Genomic DNA, 19282 nt, shown 5'->3' with positions numbered 1-19282 from the left:
GCCGGGGTGGGCAGCGGGCTCCAGCTCAGCCGCCCAGGAGGAGCGGCATCACGGTGACCAGTCCGCCGGCCGCCACCTCGGTGACGTCCTCGTCGATGACGATCAGGCAGTTGGCCCGCGCCATGCGGGCGAGCAGCGCCTCGGTGCCGTCGCCCACCGGCTCGACGACGTACCCGCCGTCGGGATGCCGCATGACCGTGCCGTGCAGGTACTGCCGGTAGCCCAGCGGCGACATCAGCGGCTGCCCGGCGATCGCCTGCACGGTGCGGCGGAACAGCTGGCGCTTGCCGAGCATCAGCCGGATCGCCGGCCGGACGAACACCTCGAACGCCACCAGGGCGGCCACCGGCTCGCCGGGGATGCAGATCACCGGGATGTCGTCGCGACCCAGCCGCCCGAACCCCTGCGCCGGGCCAGGGTGCATCGTGACCTGCCGGAAGCGCATCTCGCCGAGCTCGGCGAGCGCCTCCTGCACCATGTCGAACCCGCCGCTGGCGAACGTGCCGGCGATCAGCACCAGGTCGCTGCGCAGCAGCTGGCTCTCCAGCACCTCGGTGAGACGGCGCTTCTCCGAAGGCAGGATCCCCGACCGGTAGGCCTCGGCCCCCGCGTCCCGCGCGGCGGCCGCGAGGGCGTAGCTGTTGACGTCCACGAGCTGGCCCGGCGCGGGCGTCGTCCCGACGTCCACCAGCTCGGAGCCGGCGCACAGCACGGCGATCCGCGGGCGTGGCCGCACCAGCACGCGCTCGCGGCCGACGGCGGCGAGCAGGCTGATCTGGGCGGGACCGATCGGCGTCCCGACCTGGACGGCGGGGTCACCCGGCGCCACGTCGTCGCCGGTCCGGCGGACGTAGCTGCCCGCCGGCGGCCCGGCGTGCACGGCGACCCGCACGGTTCCCTGGTCGGTCCAGACGGCCGGGACGACGACGTCGGCCCCGGTCGGCAGCATGGCGCCCGCAGCCACCTTGAGGGCCAGGCCCGGACCGATGGACGACGGCGCCGCCGCACCGGGCAGGCTCTCCCCCACCACGGCCAGGTCCACCGGCGCCTCGGGGGTCGCGTCGAGAACGTCCTCGGCGCGGGCCGCGTAGCCGTCGAGCGCCGCCTGGTCGAAGGCGGGCAGCGCCCGCTGGCTGGTGACCTCCTCCGCGCAGAGCAGCCCCTGCGCGTCGAGGACGGCGAGCTCGATCGGGTCGGGCTGGGGCACCGCGGCGAGGATCTCGTCGAGGTGGCGCTCCACGGTGCGCACCGTGGCGAGGCCCTCCGACAGCTGGAGGATCGGCACCGGCTGCGAGGCCTGCAGCGGGCGATCCACGATCGGACCGGTCCGGTGCTCGGTGAGCGTGCCCATGGGCGCCCGGCCGGAGACGGGGCCGGTCGCGCGCGGCGGAGCCATCGGCATGTCCACCTGCGCGGTGTCCCGGAAACCCCGGAACCCCGCGCCCGTGCTGTCCTGACTCATCCTCACCACCGTCGTCTCGCCGTGCCGCGGGCAGCTCTGCGGATGCCCCGCCGCCCGATGGTGCCCCTGCCGAGCCCGGTCAGGACGGCGACGCGCCCTCTGCGGGCAGGTCGGCCACGAACTCGCGCAGCCAGGAACGCAGCGGCGGGCCCAGATCGTCGCGCTCCACCGCCAGCCGGACGACGGCCTTCAGGTAGTCCAGCCGGTCACCGGTGTCGTACCGGCGACCGCTGAAGACGACGCCGTGCACCGGCTCCCCGCGCTCGACGAGGGTGGCCAGCGCGTCGGTCAGCTGGATCTCCCCACCGCGGCCCGGCTGCGTTCCGCGAAGCGCGTCGAAGATCTCCGGGGCCAGCACGTAGCGGCCGATGATGGCCAGGCTGCTCGGCGCCTCGTCGGCCGGCGGCTTCTCCACCAGGCCGGTCACGCGGACCACCTCGTCGCCGTCGATGACCGGATGCTCGCCCGGCTCGACCGCGACCGCGCCGTACTTGTCGATGTTCTCCATGCCGACGTCGAGCAGCGCGATGACCGAGCCGCCGTGCTCGGCCTGGACGGCGAGCATCTCCTCCAGCAGATGGTCGCGGGCGTCGATCAGGTCGTCGCCGAGCAGTACCGCGAACGGCGCGTCGCCGACGAACGCGGCGGCCTGCAGCACCGCGTGGCCGAGCCCCTTGGCCTCGCCCTGGCGGACGAAGTGCACCTGCGCGACGTCGGTGGACTCGTGCACCGCGGCCAGCCGGTCGGCGTCGCCCTTCTTCTCCAGCGCCGTCTCCAGCTCGGGCTGCCGGTCGAAGAAGTCCTCGATGGCCGCCTTGTTGCGGCCGGTGACCATGAGCACCTCGGGCAGGCCGGCGCGAGCCGCCTCCTCGACGATGTACTGCAGCGCGGGACGGTCGACGACCGGCAGCAGTTCCTTCGGCACGGCCTTGGTGGCGGGCAGGAACCGGGTGCCCATGCCCGCGACGGGGATGACGGCCTTGGTGGCCGACCGGCGGGCCGGGGAGGCGGTGGGGCTGGACATTGGCGCAGCCTAGCTAGCCTGCGGTCGTGACCCGGGATCCCGCGGCAGGTGCGGCCAAGGCAGCGCTGCGCACACAGATCCTCGACCGCCGCGCGGAACGCCCGGTGCGCGAGCGGGAGGCGGCAGCAGCCGCGGTCACGAGGGCACTGCTGCGCGGGCTGGCCGGCGTGCGGGTCTTCGCGGCGTACGTGCCGGAGGACGACGAGCCGGGGCACGGGCGGATCCCCGCGGCGTTCACCCAGCTCCGCGCCCGGGTCCTGCTGCCGGTCACCCCCACCGACGGCCGTGAGCTGGCGTGGGCCGTGGACACAGGCCGGCTCGCCCCCGGGCGACACGGCGTGCTGGAGCCGCTCGGGCCGCGGCTCGGTGCCACCGCGGTGGGAATGGCGGACATCGTCGTCGTCCCGGCTCTCGCCGTCGCCCGGAACGGGATCCGGCTGGGGCGAGGAGCGGGGTACTACGACCGCGCCCTGCAGCACGCGCGGCCGGACGCGGTCGTGGTCGCCCTGCTGTTCGACGACGAGTTCCTCGACGAACTGCCGGCCGAGCCGCACGACCGGCCGGTCACCGCCGTGGTCACACCGTCAGGGGGTTGGCAGACCGTGTCTGCCATGGGATGAGGCCCGATGTGGGGGGCGGCGCCGATGGCGACCATGATTCCTCGCATGAGCGGACCACTGGACGGCGTCCTCGTCGTCGACCTCACGAGGGCCCTCGCCGGGCCGCACGCCGCGATGATGCTGGGCGACCTCGGCGCCCGGGTGATCAAGGTGGAGAGCCCCGGCAGCGGTGACGACACCCGCGGCTGGGGTCCGCCGTTCGTCCAGCCGGACTCCGGCGACCGGGAGTCCACGTACTTCCTGTCGACGAACAAGAACAAGGAGTCGATCACCCTCGACCTCAAGGACGACGCCGACAAGGCCGTGCTCACCGAGCTGCTGCGCCGCGCCGACGTGCTGCTGGAGAACTTCCGCCCCGGCACGCTCGCCCGGCTCGGCTTCGGCACCGACGTGGTGGCCGAGCTGAACCCTCGGCTGGTGACCCTGTCGATCAGCGGCTTCGGCCACGACGGTCCCGAGGGCACCCGCGCCGGGTACGACCAGATCGCCCAGGGCGAGGGCGGGCTGATGTCGCTGACCGGGTCGGGGCCGGAGGACCCGCAGCGGGTCGGCGTCCCGATCGGCGACCTGCTGGCCGGCATGTACGGCGCCTACGGCGTGCTCGCTGCCCTGCTGGAGCGCGAGAGGACCGGCCGCGGGCAGGTCGTGCGCACCTCGCTGTTGGCCGCCATCGTCGGGGTGCACGCCTTCCAGGGCACCCGGTGGACCGTCGCCGGCGAGGTGGGGCGGGCGCAGGGCAACCACCACCCGTCGATCGTCCCGTACGGCCTGTTCCACTGCCGGGGCGGCAGCGTGCAGCTCTCCTGCGGGTCGGAGGGGCTGTGGCGCCGGCTGTGCGCCGAGTTCGGCTTCGACCCCGAGGCGCCCGGCATGGCCACCAACGGCGAGCGGGTCGGCAACCGCGAGCAGGTGATCGCCCTGCTCGAGAAGGCGTTCGCCGACATCGACCCGGAGGACCTGCTCGGCCGGCTGGCCGCCGCGGGCATCCCGGCCGGGAAGGTGCGCACCCTCGACGAGGTCTACGGCTGGGACCAGACCCTGTCGCAGGGGCTCCTCGTCGACGTCGAGCACGCCACCCTCGGCCGGATCCAGTTGCCCGGCCCGCCCCTGCGGTTCTTCGCACCGGGTCCGGACGGCGAGACCGAGACCACCCGCCACGACCACGCCGCTCCCCCGGTGCTGGGTGCCGACGGCGCCGCCATCCGGGCCTGGCTGTCGGTCGACGGGACCGCCACGTGAGCGCCGACCGCCCCGCGCGGCTGGACGCCCGGGCCCTGCGGGACCTGGTGCTGGACCCCGGGTCGTGGTCGTCGTGGGATTCCCCGGTGCAGCGGGGACAGGTGTCGGAGTCCTACGCCGCCGAGCTCGCGGCCGCGGCGGAGAAGAGCCGTCAGGACGAGTCGATCATCACCGGCGAGGGCATGCTGCGCGGCCGGCGGGTGGCCGTCGTCGCCGGCGAGTTCGGCTTCCTCGCCGGCTCGATCGGGGTCGCCGCCGCCGAGCGGCTGATGGCCGCCGTGGAGCGGGCGACCGAGGAAGGGCTGCCGCTGCTGGCCGCCCCGGTCTCCGGCGGCACCCGCATGCAGGAGGGCACGGTGGCCTTCCTGCAGATGGTCGGCATCACCGCGGCGATCGCCCGGCACAAGGAGGCCGGACTCCCGTACCTGGTCTACCTGCGCAACCCGACGTTCGGCGGCGTGCTGGCGTCCTGGGGCTCGCTCGGGCACGTGACCATCGCCGAGCCGGGTGCCGCGATCGGCTTCCTCGGTGCGCGCGTGTACGAGGCGCTGTACGGGGAGCAGTTCCCCGAGGGCGTGCAGACCGCGGAGAACCTCGCCGTCCACGGGCTGATCGACGCCGTCGTCCCGCACGAGGAGATCGCCGACGTCGCCGACCGGGCGCTGCGGGTGCTCGCGGCACGCCAGACCTGGCACCTCGACGTCAGCGGCGCGGAGAAGCCCACGGCCGAGGACGGCACCGACGCCGACGACCCCGAGGACGGGCGCACCGCGTGGGACGTGGTGACCGCCTCCCGCCGGGAGGACCGGCCGGGCGTGCGGCGGCTGCTGCGCACGGCGGCCACCGACGTCGTCGGTCTGTCCGGCACCGGCGCCGGGGAGAAGGACCCCGGGCTGCTGCTCGCGCTGGCCCGGTTCGGCGGCGCGCCGTGCGTGGTGCTCGGCCAGGACCGGCGCGGGCAGTCGCTGTCGGCTCCGCTCGGCCCGGCGGCGCTGCGCGAGGCCCGGCGCGGCATGCATCTGGCCGAGGAGCTGCGGCTGCCGCTGATCACGTTGATCGACACCCCCGGCGCCGCCCTCTCCCGGGAGGCCGAGGAGGGCGGCATGGCCGGGGAGATCGCCCGCTGCCTGCACGACCTGGTCATGCTCAAGGCCCCCACCCTGGCGGTGCTGCTGGGCCAGGGCACCGGGGGTGGCGCGCTGGCCCTGGTGCCGGCCGACCGGGTGCTGGCCGCGGCCAACGGCTGGCTCGGCCCGCTGCCCCCGGAGGGCGCCTCGGCGATCGTGCACCGCGACATCACGCACGCCGGGGAGATGGCCGCCGCGCAGGGGGTGCGGGCCACGGACCTGTGGCGCGCGGGGATCGTCGACCGGGTCGTGCCCGAGCGCCCCGACGCCGCCGACGAGCCCACCGAGTTCTGCCAGCGGCTGGGCCGGGTGCTCGGCGAGGAGCTCGCCGGGCTGCTCGGCCGCGACGACACCCAGCGCTTCCGCAGCCGGCTCCACCGCTACCGGCACCTGGGTCGCTGACCCGGGCTAGCGTTCCGCGTCGGCCGAGAGGTCGATGCGCAGGCTGCGATCGGGATCGAGCCGCTCGAGGATCGCCTCCATCGCGTCGCCGAGGACGCGCGTCTGCTCGGCGGTGAGCGGGGCGAACAGCGCCTCGCGGACGGCGTCCACATGCCCGGGAGCGACCGTGCGGACGATGTCCCAGCCGGCGTCGGTGAGCACGGCGACGTTGCCGCGGCCGTCGTCGGCGGAGCGTTCGCGGCGCACCCAGCCCCGCTCCTCCAGCCGGGCGACCGTGTGCGACAGCCTGCTCTGCGACTGGTTGGCCCGGCGCGCCAGGTCGCTCATCCGGCGGCTGCGACCGGGCGCCTCGGACAGCATGGCGAGGACGACGTACGCCGCGTGGCTGAGGCCGGCGTCGCGCTGCAGCTGGGTGTCGAGCGCGCGAGGCACGAGCTCGGAGACGGCGAGCCACGCACGCCAGGTCCGCTGCTGTTCCTCGTCCAGCCACCGCTGAGTCACGCGTCGAACCTATCGGGCTACTCGGTGCAGTTCCGGGCCCCGTGCGCAGTTCAGCACGTGCTGGTCGACGGGTCGTCGGGGTCGCCGGTCCCTTCTGCGGCGGTCGACTCCGGGCGATCATGGGCCGATCGAGGAGCCCGTCCCCTCCCCCCGAAAGCCGACGATGACCACCCCACCCCCGACCTTCGATCCGGTCGCCTACAAGTCGAGCACCCGTGCCCAGTGGGAGCAGACGGCCGACGCCTGGCACCGGTGGGGCCCGACCCTGGAGGCCTGGCTGGGTCCGGCCACCGAGCTGATGCTGGACATGGCCCGGGTGGACGTCGGTGCACGGGTCCTCGACGTGGCGGCCGGAGCGGGGGGCCAGACCCTGGCGGCGGCACGCCGGGCCGGTCCCGGCGGTCACGTGCTGGCCACCGACATCTCCCCGGCGATCCTCCGCTACGCGAAGAGCGAGGCGGACCAGGCCGGGTTGCACAACGTGTCCGTGCAGGAACTCGACGGCGAGGCCCTGGACGTCGACGCGGACTACGACGCGGCGACCAGCCGGGTCGGCCTCATCTACTTCCCGGACCGGAGTGCGGCCCTGGCCGGAATTCGCGGAGCGCTCCGGCCCGGCGGCCGCTTCGCGACGATCACCTACTCCACCCCCGAGGCCAACGGATTCTTCGCCCTCCCGTTGGCGGTGATCCGCGCACGGGCGCAGCTTGGCCCGCCGGTCCTGGGCCAGCCTGGCCCGTTCAGCCTCGGCGACCCCGGTGTCCTGGAGTCCGCGCTCCAGGAGGCCGGCTTCGACGACGTGCGGGTGCAGCCGGTCGCCGCGCCGCTTCGGCTGACGTCGGTCGAGGACTGCGTCCGTTTCGAGCAGGAGTCCTTCGGTGCGCTGCACCAGATGCTGGCCGGCCTGGACGCGGACGCCCGGACGGCGGTGTGGGCCGAGATCGGCGAGCAGCTGAGCCGGTTCGACGGGCCGCACGGTTTCGTCGCCCCCTGCGAACTGCTCGTGGGCACCGGACGCCGTCCGGACTGACCGCGTCCCTCCCCCGGGCGTGACGTGGGCGACGCGCGTGGACGGGCCGTCGCCGAATGGCGCATCATTGGCAGTCGCCGGGTGCGAGTGCCAATCCCGGCCCACCGGACCAGAGCATCAATGGGAGCCACCGCCGTGCCCACGTACGAGTACGCCTGCACCAACCCCGAGGGCAAGCACCAGTTCGAGGTGGTGCAGTCCTTCAGCGACGCACCCGTGGCGGAGTGCCCGGAGTGCGGCGCGCCCGTGCGCAAGGTGTACGGCTCCGTCGGCGTGGTCTTCAAGGGCTCCGGCTTCTACCGGACCGACAGCCGCACGAGCGCCAGCGCGTCCGACAGCGCCTCCTCGTCGACGTCGAAGGACGGCTCCTCGTCGACCTCCAAGGACAGCTCGTCCTCATCGACCACCTCCTCCTCCACGCCCGCGCCGTCGACGTCCGCCGGCGGTTCCAAGGCCGCCAGCTGACCACGGAGGACCGCCAGGACCGTCCCGTCCGTCCACAGGCCGTCCGCTCGTCCACAACCTGACCCAGGTCCTCGCGCAGGGCCGCTGAGCCGGCGAGCCTCGGGGCATGCCGCGCTTCCGCCGCCCCCGCTCTCCGGTACACCTCGCGCGGCAGGTGGCCGCGGCGGTCCTGACCGTTCTCGCTCTCGTGCTGGCCGTGCGGCCGTCCCCGGCGCCGACAGCATCGGACGCCGACACCGTCCCGGTCGTCGTGTCGGCGCGCGACCTCCCGGCCGGCACCGTCCTCACGGCAGCCGACCTCACGATCGCCGGCTATCCGGCAGCCGTGATCCCCGCCGGGGTGGTCGACGATCCGCACGGTTTGCTGCACCGGGTCCTGGCCGGCGGTATGCGCGCCCGCGAGCCGGTCACCGATGCGCGGCTCGTCGGGGCGGGTGTCACAGCCCTGCTCCCACCCGGACAGGTGGCTGCCCCCGTCCGGCTGGCCGACCTGGCCGTCGCTGCACTGGTGCGCACCGGCGACCGGGTCGACGTGCTGGCCACGACGGCCGACGCCGCATCCGCGGAGGTGATCGCGGAAGGCGCGCTGGTCGTCGCGACGACCGGTGCCGCCGACGACCGGTCCGCTACCGGGCTGCTCCTGCTCGCGGTCGACCCGGAGACGGCGGCGCGGCTGGCTGCGGCGGCGACCTCCGCCACGCTCACCGTGACACTTCCACCACCATGACGCGCCGAAGAGACCTGTCCCTCTCCGCCGCCGTATGGCTGGATGGGCTCCATGCTCAAGGGATTCAAGGACTTCCTGCTTCGCGGCAACGTCGTCGACCTCGCGGTCGCGGTCGTCATCGGCACGGCGTTCACCGCGCTGGTCACGTCGTTCACCAAGTCGTTCCTCGAACCCCTCATCGGCCTGATCGGGGGCGGTGGCGTCGACGGCGGCACGGCCACGGTCAACGGCCAGTCGTTCACCTGGGGCGCGTTCATCAACGCGGTGATCACCTTCGTGCTCACCGCCGCGGTCGTCTACTTCGTCGTGGTCCTGCCCATGAAGGCGATCATGGAGCGCCGCAAGCGGGGCGAGGAGGCGGGCCCTGCCGAGCCGACGCAGGTGGAACTGCTGCTCGAGATCCGCGACCTGCTCCGCGCGCAGCAGGGCATGGGCCCGGGCCACGACCCGTCCGGCCCGGGCACGACCGTCCTGCCGGGGCAGCTCTAGTCGCTGCCCCAGTGCGGCGGGCGGTCCTCCAGGTAGCGACGGTCGTCGTCAGCCGGATCGGCGGGCCGTTCCCCCCAGCCGACATCGCTGTCGTCGGGCGCGCGCATCGGACGGGCCGGGGCGACCTCCGCCGGGGCGGCCGGGACGGGCGGAACCGGCTGCCCGAGCCCCTCGAGCACCTCGGCGACCGGCAGCGCGGCGAGCAGCGACCCTGCCACGGCGAGCTTCCCGCCCCGCGTGCCCGACCCGATGACGACGAAGTCGGCCGCCTCGACCTCCGGGTCGATGAGCAGGGGCCAGCTGTCGGGGAGGCCCACCGGGGTGATCCCGCCGAACTCCATGCCCGACTCGGCCACCGCCACGTCCTGCGGCGCGAACGAGGCCTTGCGGGCGCGCAGGTGCCGCCGGACCAGCCCGTTGACGTCGGCTCTCGTGGTGGCGAGCACGAGGCACGCCGCCAGCGTCGTCTGCCCGGCGCGGCGTGCGGCGACGACCACGCAGTTCGCCGACGACTCCAGCGGCACGTCGTAGGCGGCGCAGAAGGCTGCCGTGTCGGCGAGGTCGGCGTCGATCTCCGCGACCCAGGCCGGGCCCGGCAGCAGGGAGAGGGCGGCAGCGACGGGGGCGCCCAGCAGATCCGGCCGCTCGGTGGCCGGCAGCCAGGTCAGCGAGCCCAGGCGAGGGGCGTTCATCGGGCGGGACCAGGTCGCGAGGGCACGGGCAGATCTTGCGGCACCGGCGCGTCCGGCGGCAGAGGGGGTGGCCGGGACGCCGCGCTGACCGGCCGGGATCCGACTGTCGCGAGGCCGGGGAGCACGACAGGATGGCCTCATGATCGGCCAGCTCCACTCCGTCGTCCTCGACGCTCCCGACGCCCACGCGCTCGCCACCTTCTACGCCGACGTGCTCGGCATGGAGGTCAAGGGCAGCCCCGGCGACGACTGGGTCGTCATCACCGGCGCCGGATACCGGCTCGCCTTCCAGCAGGCGCCGGACCTGCAGCCCCCGGACTGGCCCGACCCGAACCGTCCCCAGCAGTTCCACCTCGACATCCGGGTCGCCGACGTCGAGGAGGCCGAGCCGAAGGTGCTCGAGCTGGGCGCCCGGCGCCTGCCCGGCGGTGGGGGCGACTTCCGCGTCTACGCCGATCCGGTGGGCCACCCCTTCTGCCTGGTGTGGGACGCATGAGCGCCGACCTGCCGTCCGTGGACCTGAGCGCGGCCAGCGCCTTCGTGGCGTCGACGAAGTTCGCCGTCAGCGAGGCCACGGGCAGCCGGGTCACCGGCACGGTCGACCTGGGACCGGACCAGCACACCCCGTGGGGCGTCGTGCACGGCGGCGTCTACTGCACGGTCGTCGAGTCCGCCGCCAGCATCGGGGCGAGCGCGGCCGTGGCCGACCGCGGCCAGTTCTCGGTAGGCGTCAACAACAGCACGGACTTCCTGCGCCCCATGACCTCCGGCGTCCTCGACGTCGTGGCCGAGCCGATCCAGCAGGGCCGCACCCTCCAGCTCTGGCAGGTGGTGCTGACCCGGGCCGACGACGGGAAGCTGGTCGCCCGCGGTCAGGTGCGGCTGCAGAACGTGCCGCTGCCGGGCGGCGGTTAGGCCAGCGCCGCCGGGTCGAGGGTGACCTGGAACAGGGCTCGCGGATCCTGCAAGGTCGCCGGCGGGAGCGCCGCCGCCCGGGGGACGACCCGGTCCCAGCGGGCCCGGCGGCGGTGCGGCAGCCGCTCCCGCCCCTGGAAGGAGTAGTCGCCGGTCACCTCACCGGCCAGCAACGCGGCGCCGCCCTCGATCAGCAGCGCGACCCGGTCGCCGACCGCGACCTCGTCGAGGAACGCCGACAGCTGGCGGAGGTCCTTCGCCGGCCGCCGTCCCGACAGCTCTCGTGCCAGCCCTCGCAGCTCGACGGGCGTGAGTCCTCGCGCGTCGACGTCGACGCCCGACTGCGTCCCGAGCCCCACGACGCCGGCGGCCACGCACGCACCGAGCTCGTCGTGCGAGCGGGGGCGGACCACCCAGACCCGGACGCCGTCGGCGGGCGGCACCGGCGGCACGTCGTCCGGGGGCGGCCACACGTAGGGCAGGTCGTCGGGTTCGGCGCCGAACCGCTCGCCGAAACGCGCGCGGTAAAAGCTGGGGTCCTTGGCGATCAGGTTCGACCGGTGCGAGCGGTGCAACTCCTCGTCGCCGAGCCAGGACGGCAGCAGACCAGCGGCAGCCAGCTCGTCCTGCGGCCGGCCCACGACGTCGGGCGCGAACTCGCCGATCTGGCTCGCGGTGCTGTCGGCGAAGCCACGCTCCTGCCAGATCCGGGCCATCGCCAGCCCGTACGCCACCAGCGCCGGCGTCCGCCCCCGCCACATGAGGACGGCGGGGTGGTTGGCCCACCCGTAGTCGGGCAGCTCGATCGCCCGCAGGATCTGCAGGGTCTCCACCCGCTGCTTGCCCAGGCGCGGGGAGTCCAGCAGCCGGGCGCTGTCGGCGAAGTCGGCGACCGGGAGGAAGGTCTGCATGCCGAATTCAGCCGGCCAGGCGGGCCAGCTCGGGCAGCACGACACCCAGCGGCGCGTCGATCCGCACGTCGGCCTTCGCGTCGCCGCGCGTCGGCCCCGAGTTGACGATCGCCACCGGGATGCCGAGCTTCGCGGCGCGCAGCACGAACCGGTAGCCGCTCATGACCGTCAGGGACGAACCGAGCACGAGCAGGCTGCCCGCCGCCTCGACCAGGCCGAACGAGTGCTCGACCCGGTCCCGGGGCACGGTCTCGCCGAAGAACACGACGTCGGGCTTCAGCGGGCCGTCCCCGCAGGCCAGGCAGCCGACCATGACGAACCCGTCGAGCAGTTCGTCGGGCAGCTCGGCGTCCCCGTCGGGGTTCACCTCGTCGACCCGGGGACCGAACGTCGGGTTCGCCTCCCGCAGCCGGACGTCGAGCTCGGCGCGGCCCGCGACGTCCCCGCAGCCCAGACACACCGTCCGGTCGAGCCCGCCGTGCAGCTCGACGACCCCGGTCGCCCCGCCGGCCTGGTGCAGCCCGTCCACGTTCTGCGTGATGACCCCGCCGATCAGCCCGGCGCGCTGCAACTCCCCCACGGCCACGTGCCCGTCGTTGGGTCGGGCGCCGCGGATCTGCCGCCAGCCGACGTAGCTGCGCGCCCAGTACCGGTGCCGGCCGCGGGGGTCCCGGGTGAAGGTCTGGTACGTCATCGGGGTGTGCCGGCGCAGGCTGCCGGTCGCGCCCCGGTAGTCGGGAATGCCCGAGTCCGTGGAGAGACCGGCCCCGGAGAGGACGACGACGTCGCCGTCGGCGACCAGGTCGGCGAGCGCGTCGAGCGACCCCGGCCGCAGCTCGGTGGTGGGCGCGGCGGTCACCGGTCCATGGTCCCAGCGGATCGGCAACCGCGCCGGGCGCTCAGCCGCCGGCGAGTTCGCGGTCGAGTCGGCCGAGGATCTCTCCGTACACGCGCTGGAGGCCCTTCGGCGCGAACGTACGCTCGAAGAACCCACCGATGCCCCCGGCGCCGTTCCAGGTGGTGCGCACCCGCACGGTGGTGACTCCGGCATCCGCGGGGTGCACCGTCCAGGTGGTGACCATCGACGAGTTGGCATCGGACTCGACGAGGGTGCCCGGGACCGGCTCGGTGACGGTCATCAGCTGGTCCCGCACGCGCTTGGACGTGGCGGCGAACCGCCAGCGCACGCGGGTGCCGGCCCCCTGACCGCCCGACTCGACCCGGTACTGGCTGAACTGCTCCGGCAGCAGCCGGGGCCGGGTCTCCGCGTAGTCGCCGAGCGCGGCGATCACCCGCTCCGACGGGGCACGGACGACGTGTTCTGCGGTGGCGACGACCTCACTCATGCCGCCATCCTCCCGTGCGGCCCTGCGGCGGCTACGAGCCCTCCTCGGTGTTCAGGTACGTGCAGCGGAACCGGGCCTTGGACATGGCCTCGGTGAACCGGCCCTCCCACGCGGGGTCGTCGGCCGGGAACGACTCCAGGACCCGCTCCTCGAGCACGACCGGGTGGCCGTCCAGGCCCGTGTACGCCCGCCGGACCAGCACCCGCGTCGTCCCGTCGACCTCGTCGTGGCCGGGCACCCATCGCGCCTGGGCGATCGCCGCGGCGATCTCCGCACGCTCCCGCGAGGGCAGAGCGCCCGCCCCCCGGGTGCCGCCGCGCACCGCCGTCCAGACGGTCCAGCCCAGCAGCAGGAACAGGCCCAGGGCGACCGCGAAGAAGAGCAGCTCGACCAGACCCATGACCACGGATCCGACGCTACGTCCGCCGTGCCCGCGCAGGAAGCACGACGACCCGGAGCGGGGAATGCTTGAACTTTCAAACGAGTTGGGCAGAATGAGTACCAAGAGCCGCGTGCCGGCCAGGACGAGGAGACGCAGAGATGACCCAGCTCGCAGGACAGAGCACGACCGCCGCCGCGGACGCGCTGATCCCGGCCACCCACCCGTTCGCCGCGCACCTGCTCCGGGCCGCATCCACCGGCGAGCACCGGCCCTGGACGCCGGACGACGGGCCGCTGCCGAGCCTGTACCTCAGCCACGGCGCCCCGATGCTGTTCGAGATGACCGACTGGATGACCCAGCTGCACGCCTGGGCGCGGGCGCTGCCGAAGCCGCGGGCGATCGTGATCGTCTCCGCGCACTGGGAGTCGGCTCCCCTGAGTATCAGCACCAGCGCGCCGACGGAGCTGGTCTACGACTTCGGCGGCTTCCACCCGATGTACTACCGGATGCGCTACGACACCCCGGACGCGAGCCGCCTCGCCCGCGACGTCGCGGCGCTCATGCCCGACAGCGAGCCGCTGCACGAGCACGCCACCCGCGGGCTGGACCACGGCGCCTGGGTGCCGCTGAAGATCATGTACCCGGAGGCCGACATCCCGGTCCTGCAGCTGTCGATGCCGACCCACGACAGCACCCGGCTGCTGGCCCTCGGGGAGCGGCTGCGCAGCCTGCGCGAGTCCGGCGTCCTGGTCATCGGTTCCGGCTACATGACGCACGGGCTGCCCTTCATCGACTGGCACAACCCGAACGCGGTGCCCGGTTGGTCGTCGGAGTTCGACCTGTGGGCGGCCGACGCGCTGAACCGGGGCGATGTCGAGGAGCTGGCCCGGTTCCGCTCCAGCGCACCGGGGATGCCGTACGCGCACCCCACCGTCGAGCACTTCACGCCGCTGTTCGTCGCCCTGGGCGCGGCCACCGACCCGACGGCTCCGGTGACGACGACGATCGACGGCTACGCCATCGGCCTGGCGAAGCGCTCCTTCCAGGCCGCCTGAGCCGCGGGGCCGCCGGCCGGCCCGGCAGGCCCCGCCCCCGGCAGCGGAGGCCCAGGACGACCGGAGCGGATGAAGACGTGTCCGCGGCTGCTAGGCGGGAGTCTGCAGCGCCGGCAGCTGCGGTGGCGCGGCCACCGCGCGGACGGCCGGCGTGCTTCGCACGTCGCCCGGCGGGGGTCCGAAGGCGGTGAGCACGGCGTCGAGCCGGGTCCGCAGGGCGAGTGCGTCGGCCGCGAGAACGGTGAGCAGGCGGCCGGAGCCGGCCAACGGGAGTACAGCCGAATCCGCGCATGCGTCCAGGCAGGGTTCGGCCGCAACCGAGCCCAGCGTCGGGTCCACCATCAGGAGCGAGCCCAGGGCCCGTCGCCCACCGGTGACGGCCGGCCCGTTCCACCCCGAGGCGCCCGGGCCGAGGTGCAGGTCCTGATCGTGGAGGGGCACCCCGGCAACGGTCACTCGCAGCCGTTGGCGGACGGCGCCCGGCTGCTCGCCGCTGCGGCCGAGGATCAGCTCTTCCCGGACGAGCAGTCGGGCATCGGGGGCGAGGTCGACCTGCGTGGTGGCGTGGTGGTCGCAGCCGCGGGCAGCGATGGTCGGGCCCGGCAGCCACACCAGGGTGCCGCCGTCCGCGACGCGGGCGGTGACCATCACCCGCGATCGCCCACCGTGCGGGCCGGGCAGGACGAGCGTCGCGGCGACCGCGCGGAGTATGAGGATCGCTCCGGGTCCCACGTCGATCTGCAGGCTCAGTCGGTCTCCGCCGACCGGCCCCCCGGCCCCGGCGACCAGCGCGACCCGTGCCGGCGCCTGGCCGGCCAGCTGCCAGCAGGGCACCGGTTCGGCAGCGGCGGCATGGGTCGGTCGCAGGAGGTAGGGGGTCGCGGAATGGAGCCGGCTGATCCGCGTGCGTCCCGCTGGACCGTGAGTTCTTTCGACGACCAGTTCGGCGGCGGCGTCCATCAGTCCACGGGGACGGCGAGACGCTCGCGTACCCAACCGGCGACGTCGGCCGCTGTGGGGTCCTGGGTCAGCGAGGTGAACAGGACCGGCAGATCACCGCGCTTGACGTGGGCGTCGCGCCGCATCACCTCGAGGTCGGCGCCGACCAGAGGTGCCAGGTCGGTCTTGTTGATGACCAGCAGGTCCGCCCGGGTCACGCCCGGGCCGCCCTTGCGCGGCACCTTGTCCCCCCCGGCGACGTCGATCACGAAGATCTGGTGGTGGACCAGGCCCTGGCTGAACGTCGCGGTCAGGTTGTCCCCGCCGCTCTCCACGAGGATCAGATCCAGCGGCGGCAGACTTTCCTCGAGCTCGTCCACCGCTTCGAGGTTGGCCGAGATGTCGTCGCGGATGGCGGTGTGCGGGCAGGCGCCGGTCTCCACAGCACGCACTCGCTCCGCGGGCAGCACACCGTTGCGCAGCAGGAAGTCGGCGTCCTCGGTGGTGTAGATGTCGTTGGTCACCACTGCCAATGCCAGCTGCGTGCTGAGCGTGCGGCACAGCGCCGCCACCAGCGCCGTCTTGCCGGATCCGACGGGCCCACCGATACCGATCCGCAGCGCCCGGCCCGCGGACCGCGGGAGCGCGCCGGATCGGTCGGCATGGGAGTGCGTGTGCTCGTGCGGGTGGGACTCGTCGGCGTGGTCATGAGGCAAAGAGACGCACCTCCCAGGTGGCGTGGTGTTCGGCGAGGACATCGAGCAGAGGGCCCGTGGTGGAGGGCAGATCCGGTGGTGGGCAGGCGGCGTAGCCCGCTCCCTCCGTGGCGATGCGGGAGACCTGGGGTGCCAGCCTGGCGAGGGCCGCGTGGACGGTGAACGGGTCGAGTCCCAGCAGCCGTACCGCCGCAGTCGCCGGCCCCGTGACCGACTCGTGCGCCGCGAGCAGGGCAGCGTCAGCAGCTGTCAGTGCGGCAGCGGCCGCCACGACTCCGAGAGCGACCGGCTGATGGGGTCCGCGTCCGACGGCGGTCGACAGCTCGTCGAGCAGCGGGTGCGGCCAGATCGTGCGCCCTGCTCGCACCAGTTGCCGCCCCAGCCGCCGGGAGGCGACGCGCAACGCCGGCGACGCGATGCGCGCGTCGAGTTCCTGGTCCAGCAACGCGACCCTCGACGGTCGGGTCAGCTCGCCGTCGTGAGCCTGCTGGCAGGTTGCCGCGGCGAACGCGGCCGCGACCACACCGACCGTCTGCAGTCGGCCCTCGAGGAAGTGGACGACACCGGCGACGTCATGAACACCTTTCAGGCCGACGGCCGCCTCCAGCCCCCCGGAGTGTGCGTGCCCGCCGGCGGGCAACCGGCCGTCGGCGAGGAGAAGCAGCGCCGGCGAGACGCCCGGGCCGGGAACCGCTGACGTGATGCTCATTCAGAAGAGGAAGTAACGCTGGGCCATGGGCAGTTCGGTGGCCGGCTCGTGCTCGATCAGCTCGCCGTCGACGTGGACGCTGTAGGTGTCGGGATCGACCTCGATGCGCAGGAGCGCGGTGTTCTCCGGCAGGTCCGCCTTGGTGCGTCCGCGGACGTTGCCGACCGCGACCAGCGGACGGCGGGTGGTCAGCCGGTCGGACAGTCCGTCGTCGATCGCCGCTTGGGAGACGAACGCGACGGCGGTATCGGCGCTCGCCGGGCTGTGCGCGTTGTAGCCCAGGCGCGGCAGCACCGGCTGCGGGGTCGGAATGGACGCGTTCGGGTCACCGAGTGCGGCGACCGCAGCCATGCCTCCCTTGAACACCACGGTCGGGCGGACGCCGAACAGGGCCGGTTGCCACAGCACCAGGTCAGCCATCTTCCCCGGCTCGACCGAACCGATCTCGTGTTCGAGACCGTGCGCGACGGCGGGGCAGATCGTGTACTTGGCGACATAGCGGCGGGCGCGGTTGTTGTCGGCGCGCCCGTCTCCGGACAGAGCGCCGCGCAGCTGCTTCATCCGGTGCGCCGTCTGCCAGGTACGGATCACCACTTCCCCGATCCGGCCCATCGCCTGCGCGTCGGAGGACATGATCGACAGTGCACCGATGTCCTGCAACACGTCCTCGGCGGCGATCGTGCCGGTGCGCACCCGGCTCTCGGCGAACGCGAGGTCGTTGAGCACCTGCGGGTTCAGGTGGTGGGCCACCATGACCATGTCGAGGTGCTCGGGAATCGTGTTGTGCGTGAACGGCCGGGTCGGGTTGGTCGAGGCGGGGAGCACGTAGGGTTCGCCCGCGATCCGGATGATGTCGGGCGCGTGACCGCCCCCGGCACCCTCCGTGTGGTACGCGTGGAACGTCCGCCCTTTCACCGCGGCGAGCAGGTCCTCGACGAAACCGGCCTCGTTGAGGGTGTCGCTGTGGATGGCGACCTGGACGCCGGACTCGTCGGCGACGCTGAGAGCTGCGTCGACGGCAGCGGGCGTGGCGCCCCAGTCCTCGTGCACCTTGAACCCGCCGGCGCCGCCGCGCAGCTGCTCCCACAGCGCCTCGTGGTTGACGGTGTTGCCGCGCCCGAGCAGGAGAACGTTGATCGGCCACGGGTCGACGGCGTCGAGCATCCGTTGCAGCCACCACGCCCCCGGGGTCGCCAGGGTCGCCTTGGATCCCTCGGTGGGTCCGGTGCCCCCGCCGACCACCGTCGTGGTACCGGCGGCCAGCGCGACCTCGAAGGAGGCCGGGGCCACGAGGTGCACGTGGGTATCGATCGTGCCCGCGGTGAGGATGAGCCCGTTGCCCGACGCGATCTCGGTCGACGGGCCGATGACCAGATCGGGGTGGACGCCATCCATGGTCTCGGGATTGCCGGCCTTGCCCAGCGCGGTGATGCGACCGTCGCGGATGCCGACATCGGCCTTGACGACCCCCCAGTGGTCCAGGACGACGGCGCCGGTGATGACCAGGTCCGGAGTGCCCTCGGCGCGGGTGGCTCGGGACTGGCCCATCGACTCGCGAATGGATTTCCCGCCGCCGAACACCGCCTCGTCGCCGCCCACGCAACGGTCCTCGGTCACCTCGATGAACAGGTTGGTGTCGGCGAGCCGGATCCGGTCGCCGGTGGTGGGGCCGAACGAGGCGGCGTACTCCTGCCTGCTGATCTCAGCCATCGAGCGGTCCTCCGCACTCGCCGCGCAGCCCGGCGACGATGCGCTGACCGGCGATCGGGATCAGTTCGACCTGCTCGGCGGCACCGGGCTCGAAGCGCATGGAGCCGCCGGACAGAACGTTGAGTCGCCGCCCCCAGGCCGCTTTCCGGTCGAACGACAGGCCGTGGTTGACCTCGGCGAAGTGATAGTGCGAGCCCACCTGGACGGGACGGTCGGCGGTGTTCTCCACACGCAGGGTGACGACATCCTTGCCGGCGTTGATGACGACCGGGTCGTCCCCGTAGAGGATCTGCCCGGGGATCAGCGGCTCGTCGCCGTGCGGGTCGTCGCCGGTGTAGCGCCGCCGGGGCGCCTGACGTTCACCGGTGCCCGGGCGCCGAGGCTGGCTGGGACTGTTCTGTCCGCTGTGCGGGTGGCGTTCGCCGTCCCGGCCCCGGCTGTCCTTGCCGCCGGGGTCGTCGCTGGGGTGCTCGCCGCGGGCAGTCATGAGATCGGGTTGGTGACGGTGACCAGCTTGGTGCCGTCGGGGAACGTGGCCTCCACCTGCACCTGCGCGAGCATCTCCGGCACGCCCTCCATGACCTCGCCACGGTGCAGCACGTCGCGGCCGGCGCTCATGAGGTCTTCGACCATCCGGCCGTCGCGCGCCCCCTCGAGGAGGAACGAGGTGATCAGCGCGGTGGCCTCGGGGAGGTTGAGCTTCAGGCCACGGTCCTTGCGCTCACCGGCGAGCTTGGCCGCCGTGTAGATCATCAGGCGTTCACGTTCGTGCAGTGAGAGCAGCATGGAAGGCCCCTCGTGTCGTCGTCCGGTCGGGTGCG

Annotated in this window: 24 protein-coding genes; 10 read left to right on the top strand and 14 right to left on the bottom strand. The window is 73.6% G+C overall.

The window, feature by feature from the left end; genetic code table 11:
* Positions 1–25 precede the first annotated feature (25 nt).
* Both glp and AC2H4J_RS02545 read right to left on the bottom strand, forming a co-directional pair.
* Positions 26–1462, bottom strand: a complete 1437-nt coding sequence (glp, locus tag AC2H4J_RS02550; protein ID WP_487463253.1) for a molybdotransferase-like divisome protein Glp — start codon at positions 1460–1462, stop codon at positions 26–28.
* Positions 1463–1541: 79 nt separating this feature from the next.
* The gene (locus AC2H4J_RS02545) at positions 1542–2486 is read right to left on the bottom strand and encodes a UTP--glucose-1-phosphate uridylyltransferase (protein ID WP_487463252.1); all 945 of its coding nucleotides are present in this window, start codon (positions 2484–2486) and stop codon (positions 1542–1544) included.
* Between the two features lie 26 nt (positions 2487–2512).
* On the opposite strand from AC2H4J_RS02545, the gene AC2H4J_RS02540 reads away from it, so the two are divergent.
* From AC2H4J_RS02540 to AC2H4J_RS02530, 3 genes are read left to right on the top strand one after another with little or no spacing between them, the layout of a single operon-like run.
* Positions 2513–3106 carry a 5-formyltetrahydrofolate cyclo-ligase gene (locus tag AC2H4J_RS02540; RefSeq protein WP_487463251.1) on the top strand — a complete coding sequence of 198 codons (594 nt, stop codon included), beginning with the start codon at positions 2513–2515 and terminating at the stop codon, positions 3104–3106.
* Between the two features lie 45 nt (positions 3107–3151).
* Positions 3152–4345, top strand: a complete 1194-nt coding sequence (locus AC2H4J_RS02535; protein WP_487463250.1) for a CaiB/BaiF CoA transferase family protein — start codon at positions 3152–3154, stop codon at positions 4343–4345.
* Entirely contained in the window at positions 4342–5874 is a 1533-nt protein-coding gene (locus tag AC2H4J_RS02530; protein WP_487463249.1) for a carboxyl transferase domain-containing protein, read from the top strand. Before AC2H4J_RS02535 ends, AC2H4J_RS02530 begins: the two co-directional genes overlap by 4 nt.
* A 6-nt stretch (positions 5875–5880) precedes the next feature.
* On the opposite strand, the gene AC2H4J_RS02525 is transcribed toward AC2H4J_RS02530, so the two are convergent.
* A complete protein-coding gene (locus tag AC2H4J_RS02525) occupies positions 5881–6375 on the bottom strand; it encodes a MarR family winged helix-turn-helix transcriptional regulator (RefSeq protein WP_487463248.1) in 495 nt (164 codons plus the stop codon).
* Between the two features lie 163 nt (positions 6376–6538).
* On the opposite strand from AC2H4J_RS02525, the gene AC2H4J_RS02520 reads away from it, so the two are divergent.
* From AC2H4J_RS02520 to mscL, 4 genes are all read left to right on the top strand, one after another.
* Complete coding sequence (locus tag AC2H4J_RS02520) at positions 6539–7405, top strand: class I SAM-dependent methyltransferase (RefSeq protein ID WP_487463247.1); 867 nt, start codon at positions 6539–6541, stop codon at positions 7403–7405.
* Positions 7406–7540: 135 nt separating this feature from the next.
* Complete coding sequence (locus AC2H4J_RS02515; RefSeq protein ID WP_487463246.1) at positions 7541–7870, top strand: FmdB family zinc ribbon protein; 330 nt, start codon at positions 7541–7543, stop codon at positions 7868–7870.
* 106 nt (positions 7871–7976) lie between these two features.
* Positions 7977–8597 carry a Flp pilus assembly protein CpaB gene (cpaB, locus tag AC2H4J_RS02510; protein WP_487463245.1) on the top strand — a complete coding sequence of 207 codons (621 nt, stop codon included), beginning with the start codon at positions 7977–7979 and terminating at the stop codon, positions 8595–8597.
* Between the two features lie 51 nt (positions 8598–8648).
* Positions 8649–9086, top strand: coding sequence for a large conductance mechanosensitive channel protein MscL (mscL, locus tag AC2H4J_RS02505; RefSeq protein WP_487463244.1), 438 nt, complete (start codon positions 8649–8651; stop codon positions 9084–9086).
* Here mscL and AC2H4J_RS02500 read toward each other — a convergent pair.
* Positions 9083–9778, bottom strand: coding sequence for a YbaK/EbsC family protein (locus tag AC2H4J_RS02500; RefSeq protein WP_487463243.1), 696 nt, complete (start codon positions 9776–9778; stop codon positions 9083–9085). The two genes, mscL and AC2H4J_RS02500, sit on opposite strands and share 4 nt — an antisense overlap.
* Before the next feature lie 139 nt (positions 9779–9917).
* Here AC2H4J_RS02500 and AC2H4J_RS02495 point away from each other — a divergent pair, with 139 nt between their 5' ends.
* Complete coding sequence (locus AC2H4J_RS02495; RefSeq protein WP_487463242.1) at positions 9918–10274, top strand: VOC family protein; 357 nt, start codon at positions 9918–9920, stop codon at positions 10272–10274.
* The gene (locus AC2H4J_RS02490; RefSeq protein WP_487463241.1) at positions 10271–10693 is read left to right on the top strand and encodes a PaaI family thioesterase; all 423 of its coding nucleotides are present in this window, start codon (positions 10271–10273) and stop codon (positions 10691–10693) included. The genes AC2H4J_RS02495 and AC2H4J_RS02490 overlap by 4 nt, the downstream gene beginning before the upstream one ends.
* On the opposite strand, the gene AC2H4J_RS02485 is transcribed toward AC2H4J_RS02490, so the two are convergent.
* The 4 genes from AC2H4J_RS02485 to AC2H4J_RS02470 are packed head-to-tail and all read right to left on the bottom strand — an operon-like array spanning position 10690 to position 13356.
* The gene (locus AC2H4J_RS02485) at positions 10690–11604 is read right to left on the bottom strand and encodes an MSMEG_6728 family protein (protein ID WP_487463240.1); all 915 of its coding nucleotides are present in this window, start codon (positions 11602–11604) and stop codon (positions 10690–10692) included. The genes AC2H4J_RS02490 and AC2H4J_RS02485 overlap by 4 nt on opposite strands.
* A gap of 7 nt (positions 11605–11611) precedes the next feature.
* Entirely contained in the window at positions 11612–12463 is an 852-nt protein-coding gene (locus AC2H4J_RS02480) for an NAD-dependent protein deacetylase (RefSeq protein ID WP_487463239.1), read from the bottom strand.
* Between the two features lie 40 nt (positions 12464–12503).
* A complete protein-coding gene (locus AC2H4J_RS02475; RefSeq protein ID WP_487463238.1) occupies positions 12504–12950 on the bottom strand; it encodes an SRPBCC family protein in 447 nt (148 codons plus the stop codon).
* A gap of 31 nt (positions 12951–12981) precedes the next feature.
* On the bottom strand, positions 12982–13356 hold the full coding sequence (locus AC2H4J_RS02470) for a hypothetical protein (protein WP_487463237.1): 375 nt from the start codon (positions 13354–13356) through the stop codon (positions 12982–12984).
* 134 nt (positions 13357–13490) lie between these two features.
* Here AC2H4J_RS02470 and AC2H4J_RS02465 point away from each other — a divergent pair, with 134 nt between their 5' ends.
* Positions 13491–14387: a dioxygenase family protein gene (locus AC2H4J_RS02465; RefSeq protein WP_487463236.1), complete on the top strand. Its 897-nt coding sequence runs from the start codon at positions 13491–13493 to the stop codon at positions 14385–14387.
* 90 nt (positions 14388–14477) lie between these two features.
* Here AC2H4J_RS02465 and AC2H4J_RS02460 read toward each other — a convergent pair whose 3' ends face one another.
* From AC2H4J_RS02460 to AC2H4J_RS02435, 6 genes are read right to left on the bottom strand one after another with little or no spacing between them, the layout of a single operon-like run.
* The gene (locus AC2H4J_RS02460; RefSeq protein ID WP_487463235.1) at positions 14478–15347 is read right to left on the bottom strand and encodes an urease accessory protein UreD; all 870 of its coding nucleotides are present in this window, start codon (positions 15345–15347) and stop codon (positions 14478–14480) included.
* Positions 15347–16042 carry an urease accessory protein UreG gene (gene ureG / locus AC2H4J_RS02455; RefSeq protein WP_487463234.1) on the bottom strand — a complete coding sequence of 232 codons (696 nt, stop codon included), beginning with the start codon at positions 16040–16042 and terminating at the stop codon, positions 15347–15349. Before ureG ends, AC2H4J_RS02460 begins: the two co-directional genes overlap by 1 nt.
* Complete coding sequence (locus AC2H4J_RS02450) at positions 16032–16751, bottom strand: urease accessory protein UreF (protein ID WP_487463233.1); 720 nt, start codon at positions 16749–16751, stop codon at positions 16032–16034. Before AC2H4J_RS02450 ends, ureG begins: the two co-directional genes overlap by 11 nt.
* Entirely contained in the window at positions 16752–18461 is a 1710-nt protein-coding gene (locus AC2H4J_RS02445) for an urease subunit alpha (protein WP_487463232.1), read from the bottom strand.
* Entirely contained in the window at positions 18454–18948 is a 495-nt protein-coding gene (locus tag AC2H4J_RS02440) for an urease subunit beta (protein ID WP_487463231.1), read from the bottom strand. Before AC2H4J_RS02440 ends, AC2H4J_RS02445 begins: the two co-directional genes overlap by 8 nt.
* The gene (locus tag AC2H4J_RS02435) at positions 18945–19247 is read right to left on the bottom strand and encodes an urease subunit gamma (protein ID WP_487463230.1); all 303 of its coding nucleotides are present in this window, start codon (positions 19245–19247) and stop codon (positions 18945–18947) included. The genes AC2H4J_RS02440 and AC2H4J_RS02435 overlap by 4 nt, the downstream gene beginning before the upstream one ends.
* Between the last annotated feature and the right edge of the window lie 35 nt (positions 19248–19282).

The sequence above is a fragment of the Blastococcus sp. OS1-29 genome, from assembly GCF_057628075.1.
The sequence above is the reverse complement of the archived record's forward strand: the minus strand, read 5'-3'. Positions and strand labels throughout refer to the sequence as shown.